Source organism: Streptomyces sp. MBT53, assembly GCF_016654115.1.
In the GTDB taxonomy this organism is placed as follows: domain Bacteria; phylum Actinomycetota; class Actinomycetes; order Streptomycetales; family Streptomycetaceae; genus Streptomyces.
Map to the genome: position 1 here is coordinate 1 of NZ_JAEQAZ010000350.1, position 4,759 is coordinate 4,759.

Genomic DNA, 4,759 nt, shown 5'->3' on the forward strand with positions numbered 1-4,759 from the left:
CGGTGGGGGCTGAGCGCGCAGTTCCCCGCGCCCCTGATGGGGCGCTACCGCCTAGGCTCGTGACACTCTCAGGTTTCTCACCTCACCCCTGGAACTCACTGTGGCCGGACGTTTCGTTCATCGGCCCACTCGTACGACTGTGCGGGGTGGGGATGTTGTCGTGCCTCGACAGGCTTCGGCGGCAGCTGGGCGGATGCGGAGTTGGGTGCCGGAAGGGCCACTTGACCTAGGGCTGGTGCTCGGGCCCCTGCGGCGCGGTCCCGGGGATCCCACCTTTCGCGTGACCGCCGACGGGTCCGTGTGGCGGGCCAGTCTTACGCCGGTCGGGCCGGGGACCCTGCGGGTGTTCGCGTACGGGGGTGAAGTGCGCGGGGAGGCCTGGGGGCCCGGCGGTGCGTGGTTGTTGGAGCGGTTGCCGGAGATGCTCGGTGCTGCCGATGATCCTGACGCGTTCGTGCCCCGGCATCGGCTGGTGGCTGTCGCTCAGCACCGGCGGCCGGGGTTGCGGCTGACGCGGACCGGGCTGGTGCTGGAGTCGTTGATTCCGTCGGTGCTGGAGCAGAAGGTGACGACCGACGAGGCGTACCGGGCCTGGCGGTTGCTGGTGCGGAAGTTCGGGTCACCCGCGCCGGGGCCCGTCGGCGGGCGGATGTGGGTGATGCCGGCGCCCCGCGCGTGGGCGTTGATTCCGTCCTGGGAGTGGCACCGGGCCGGGGTCGACGACAAGCGGGCGTCGACGATTCTGCGTGCCGTACGGGTCGCCGCGCGGCTGGAGCAGGCGGTGTCGATGCCGGCGGAGGAGGCGCGGGCCCGGTTGGAGGTCGTGCCGGGGGTGGGGCCGTGGACGTCCGCGGAGACCGTGCAGCGGAGTCATGGGGCGGCGGACGCGGTGACCGTGGGGGATCTGCATCTGCCGGGGATCGTGGGGTGGGCGCTGGCCGGGGACCGGGATGCGGACGACTCGGTGATGTTGTCGTTGCTTGAGCCGTATGCGGGGCAGCGGCATCGGGCGGCCCGGTTGATTCTGTTGAGCGGGCGGACTCCGGCTCGGCGGGCGCCGAAGATGCCTCGCGGGGACATCGGGAAGTTGTGATGCCGGTGGGGACAGTCAGCCCGTCCGGCGATTGAGGACGAGGCCGTCCAGGCCGATGGGGGTCCAGGCCGATGGGGGTCCAGGCCGATGGGGGTCCAGGCCGATGGGGGTCCAGGCCGATGGGGGTCCAGGGGCGCAGCCCCTGGGACGGCGCCCCTCCCCACCCGCACGGACTACTGGTCAGAGGAGAACCGCACCGCCCCCGCCGGAATCCGCGCGTCGCACCACACCCGCATGCCGTCCCGGAGTTCGTTGTCGGCGCCGATGATCGCGCCGTCGCCGATGACCGTGCCGGTGAGGACGGAGCGTTCGCCGACCCGGGCCCGGGTGCCGATGAGGGAGTCGGTGATGACGGCGCCGGGTTCGATGACCGCGCCGGGGAGGATCGTCGAGCCGAAGACCCGCGCGCCCTGTGCCACGAACGCGCCCTCGCCCACCACCGTGCCGCCCGTCAGCTTGGCGTCGGGGGCGACGCGGGCCGTGGGCAGGACCAGGCGGTCGCCGCAGCGGCCGGGGATCGCGGGGGACGGGGCGCGGCCAAGGACCAGGTCCGCCGAGCCGCGGACGAAGGCCGCTGGAGTGCCCAGGTCGAGCCAGTAGGTCGAGTCCACCAGGCCCTGGAGGTGGGCGCCGGCGGCCAGCAGGTCCGGGAAGGTCTCCCGTTCCACCGACACCGGGCGGCCCGCCGGGATCGTGTCGATGACCGAGCGGCGGAAGACGTACGCCCCCGCGTTGATCTGGTCGGTGACGATCTCCTCGGGTGTCTGGGGCTTCTCCAGGAAGGCCAGGACGCGGCCGGTCTCGTCCGTGGGGACCAGGCCGTAGGCGCGCGGGTCCGTGACCTTCGTGAGGTGGAGGGAGACGTCCGCGCCGGTCGCCTCGTGGGTGTCCACCAGGGCCCGGATGTTCAGGCCGGTGAGGATGTCGCCGTTGAAGACCAGGACCGGGTCGTCGGGGGCCGAGTGCAGGCGCGAGGCCACGTTGCGGATCGCGCCGCCCGTGCCGAGGGGCTCGTCCTCCGTGACGTACTCGATGTGGAGGCCGAGGGCCGAACCGTCACCGAAGTGCGGTTCGAACACCTCCGCCAGATAGGACGTGGCCAGGACGATGTGTTCCACGCCCGCCGCTCTCGCCCGCGCCAGCTGATGCGTGAGGAACGGCACCCCCGCCGCCCTGACCATCGGCTTCGGGGTGTGCACCGTGAGGGGGCGCAACCGGGTGCCCTTGCCGCCGACCAGGAGGATCGCTTCTGTCACCTGTCGTCTCTGCTTCCTGCCGGGACCGGCCGAGCTGTTTCTTCGGCCGGCCAGTGTGTGCGGACCGTGCACGCGTCCCGCAGACCCTTCCCCGGCAGCCTCGCCGTCAGCGGCCCTGGAACCGGGCCGACGTGGAGCGGGCCGAGCCGAGCTTGCCGTAGAGCTGCCGTCCTGGGCACTCCGTGGCGAACCCGTCCCGATGGCCGGAGATCACATTGAGTCGTACGTTCTTTCCTTTTCGGTAGAGATTGCCACCCCCGGACTTCAGGTATGTCTTGCCGCGCGGATTGACTCCGTAGAGCCCGAGCTTCCATGCGGCGAGGCGGGCGATGGCGTTCACTGCCGCCGAGGACGGTTTGGCGGTGCCGAAGGTTCCGAGGACGGCGATCCCCATGCTGTCGGTGTTGAAACCGAGGGTGTGGGCACCCATGACCGGTTTCGCCACTCCCCCGGCGCGCCCCTCGTAGATGGTTCCGCACTTGTCCACGAGGAAGTTGTAGCCGATGTCGCGCCAGCCGCTGCTCCTGACGTGGTAGCGGTAGATACCACGAATGACTGAAGGCGCTTGCGAGCAGCTGTAGTTGTTGCCGGAGGCGGTGTGGTGCACGAAGGCGGCCTTGACCTTCTTCGTGTAGACGAACCCCTTCTCGCGCAGCTTCTCGTCGGCGCCCCAGCCGCTCCGGGTGACGATGCGCGGACGCGGGCCGATGTACGGCTGGGCCCGGCCGTACAGCGCGACGGCCTCCCGCTCGGTGGCCTCGCGGCTCAGCGCCGGGAGTTCGGTGGCGGCGAGGGGCAGGGCGGCGCGGCGGGCGGTCGGGCGGGCGCCCGCGGCCGGGGGTTCCGCGCCCGGGTCCACGAGTTCCAGGTGCAGGCCGGCGGGCAGCGGGGACTGCCGGTTCCCTACGGCCCGTGTCGCGGCCGGGTCCGCTCGTACGCGTACGTCGACGCCGTCCGAGTCGCCCACCCACAGCGGGGCGGTGGAGCCGTGGACATGGCCGGAATCGCGTTCGGCGGTGCCGGGGTCGGCGCCGTGGTCCTCGTTGTGGGTGTCGACGTCCTGCCAGCCGGACCACTCGCCGGTGCCGGTGGCCCGGGTACGGACCTGGACCCGGCCGCGGAGTTCGGTGTCCGGGTCGGTCCACGTGACGCCGACGAGGGAGAAACGGTGGACGTCGGCGCGGGTCAGGCCCTGTTCGGGGGCCGCGCCCAGGGTGCGGTCGCGGGTCGCGGGGGCGAGGGGCAGCGACTCGGTGCTGCCGGGGAGGTCCGGTGCGGCGGCCGGCGGCGCGGATCTCGCGCCGCCGGTCGGCTGCGCCGCCTGAGCCGAAGCCGTAGCTGTGGCCGGGGCCATCGCTGTGGCCGGGGCCGTAGCCGGGACCGGAGCGGCGGCTGCGGGCAGGGTGAGCGGGAGGGCCAGGGCGGCGGCGCAGGTGACGCCGATCGAGGAAGCAAGAAATCCACGCATGCCCCTGATCCTGAACATGGTCATACATATCTGTCTATTTGGGATTTGACGGACCGTCGGATGCGGTTCGCCCGAACCGGTGGTCCCGCACTGCGGGTACGGTCGCGTGCCCGCGTACGCTTTCGCGGGTGAACGCCACCGATCGCACCCCTGCCGACCTGCTGCGTTCCGCGCTCGCCGCGGATCCCGGCCGCCCCCTGGTGACCTTCTACGACGACGCCACGGGGGAACGTGTCGAATTGTCCGTGGCCACCTTCGCCAATTGGGTGGCCAAGACCGCGAATCTCCTTCAGGGGGATCTCGGGGCGGGGCCCGGGGATCGGGTCGCGTTGTTGCTGCCCGCGCACTGGCAGACGGCGGTGTGGTTGCTGGCGTGTTCGTCGGTGGGAGTTGTCGCGGACGTGGGTGGGGATCCTGCGGCGGCCGACGTGGTGGTCAGTGGGCCCGACTCCTTGGACGCGGCTCGGGCGTGCGGCGGGGAGCGGGTCGCTCTCGCGCTGCGGCCTCTCGGGGGGCGGTTTCCGCAGACCCCTGCCGGATTCGCCGACTATGCCGTCGAGGTGCCGAGCCAAGGGGATCGGTTTGTCGCGTTCTCGCCGGTGGATCCTGAGGAGCCCGCGTTGGTCGTGGGTGGGGTGGAGTTGACGGGCGTGGAGGTTGTCGAGCGGGCTCGGGCCGATGGGGAGGTGGGGGCTCGGGTGCTGTCCGGGTTGTCGTACGACACGTGGGACGGGTTGAGCGCGGGGTTGTACGGGCCGCTTGCCTCCGGGGGGTCCGTGGTGTTGTGCCGGAATCTTGATCAGCTGGGTGAGGAGTCCTTGGCCAAGCGCGTTGAGAGTGAGCGGGTGACTGTTACGCGCCTCTGAAGGGGGTGGTGAGGGTTGTTTGGCGGGTGCGGACCGGTGGGGGCCGGTCGCGCAGTTCCCCGCGCCCCTGAAGACA

Annotated in this window: 4 protein-coding genes; 2 read left to right on the forward strand and 2 right to left on the reverse strand. The window is 71.6% G+C overall.

The features are described from left to right. Nucleotides 1-100 precede the first annotated feature (100 nt). Nucleotides 101-1,093, forward strand: coding sequence for a DNA-3-methyladenine glycosylase (locus JHN45_RS50540; RefSeq protein WP_201056205.1), 993 nt, complete (start codon nucleotides 101-103; stop codon nucleotides 1,091-1,093). A 173-nt stretch (nucleotides 1,094-1,266) separates the two neighbouring features. On the opposite strand, the gene JHN45_RS50545 is transcribed toward JHN45_RS50540, so the two are convergent. Beyond that, on the reverse strand, nucleotides 1,267-2,349 hold the full coding sequence (locus JHN45_RS50545; protein ID WP_200717193.1) for an NDP-sugar synthase: 1,083 nt from the start codon (nucleotides 2,347-2,349) through the stop codon (nucleotides 1,267-1,269). A 106-nt stretch (nucleotides 2,350-2,455) separates the two neighbouring features. Further along, nucleotides 2,456-3,817 carry an N-acetylmuramoyl-L-alanine amidase gene (locus JHN45_RS50550; RefSeq protein ID WP_236585004.1) on the reverse strand — a complete coding sequence of 454 codons (1,362 nt, stop codon included), beginning with the start codon at nucleotides 3,815-3,817 and terminating at the stop codon, nucleotides 2,456-2,458. Between the two features lie 128 nt (nucleotides 3,818-3,945). Between JHN45_RS50550 and JHN45_RS50555 the strand changes: the two genes are divergently transcribed. After that, complete coding sequence (locus tag JHN45_RS50555) at nucleotides 3,946-4,683, forward strand: TIGR03089 family protein (RefSeq protein WP_201056206.1); 738 nt, start codon at nucleotides 3,946-3,948, stop codon at nucleotides 4,681-4,683. The last annotated feature ends 76 nt before the right edge of the window (nucleotides 4,684-4,759 follow it).

Coding starts and splice junctions, on each gene's coding strand:
- JHN45_RS50550 (WP_236585004.1), bottom strand. CDS start 3,817: ATGCGTGGATTTCTTGCTTCCTCGATCGGCGTCACCTGCGCCGCCGCC.